The 937-nt window shown below is 47.6% G+C and carries 1 protein-coding gene and 1 pseudogene; both read left to right on the top strand.

What is annotated here, in order from left to right:
• Window positions 1–331, top strand: a pseudogene (locus A3750_RS26380) (HD-GYP domain-containing protein); the annotation flags it as partial.
• A gap of 142 nt (window positions 332–473) precedes the next feature.
• Window positions 474–937, top strand: a 464-nt coding sequence (locus A3750_RS25415; protein ID WP_156498741.1) for a DTW domain-containing protein, incomplete at its 3' end; no start/stop codon positions are given.

The raw sequence follows: 937 nt of genomic DNA, 5'->3' as shown, positions 1-937 counted from the left end.
TGAACGTTTTATTGAGGCAATCGGTGTCTTCCCTACGGGCACTCTGGTCGAACTTAATAGCAACGAAGTTGGCATTGTGACGGGGCACAATAGCGAACGTCGCTTGCTGCCCAAAATTATCGTTGTGACGGACGCAACCAAAAACAAGCTGAAAGCGGGCCGCCGGGTTGACCTTCTTGAGTGGAACGCCAGCCAAAAACCACAACACGCGCTGTATATCAAAGACAGCTTACCAAAAGGCGCGCTCGGTATTGACGAGAATAGTTATCTGTTGACGGGCGCCACCTCTAAATGGAGCCTGAAGCATATGGTGTCGAGCTTAACGAACTAACTTGCTCGGTATGAAAACTCGATACTAATTCTGCATTAACGCTGCACTCACTCCGGATTTATTTTCTACTAAACCGCCTCTTTTCTGGTAATGTCCGAGAAATCTTCTTGAATTCTCGGTCTTGTTATTCGGTGTATGCTTGATGTCTAGAAAGACGTGCGGTGCTTGTCGCCGTCCAATCAAAAGTTGCCTCTGCGGTTTTATTCAAAGCCAGAACACTAAACTGCCCGTTCTGATCGTCCAACATCCGGACGAATCAAATCATCCGTTTACCACTGCCTACTTGGCGAGTCTCGGTGCGAGTAGTGTGCAGCTTTGTTGCGCTCTTGATTTAACTGAGCAGCAATGCCGCTCTTTGTTGCATCTGAATCCGGCGGATGATTTAGCATTGCTGTACATCGATCATCATTACGATGAGCATGACGCCCGCACCATTGATTGCCTCGTCCCAGAATCAATCGACCTAATCGCTGATTTATCTGGGCTTGTTGTGCTTGATGGAACTTGGCGGAATACGCGAGAGTTGCTGCTTCGCAATACATGGCTAGCGACGCTAACAACACTTAGTTTGAAAAATTTAGAACAGAGCGAGTACACCATTCGCAA

It is taken from the genome of Oleiphilus sp. HI0079 (genome assembly GCF_001635105.1).
Note: the sequence above shows the minus strand (reverse complement) of the source record. Positions and strands in the feature narration are given on the sequence as shown.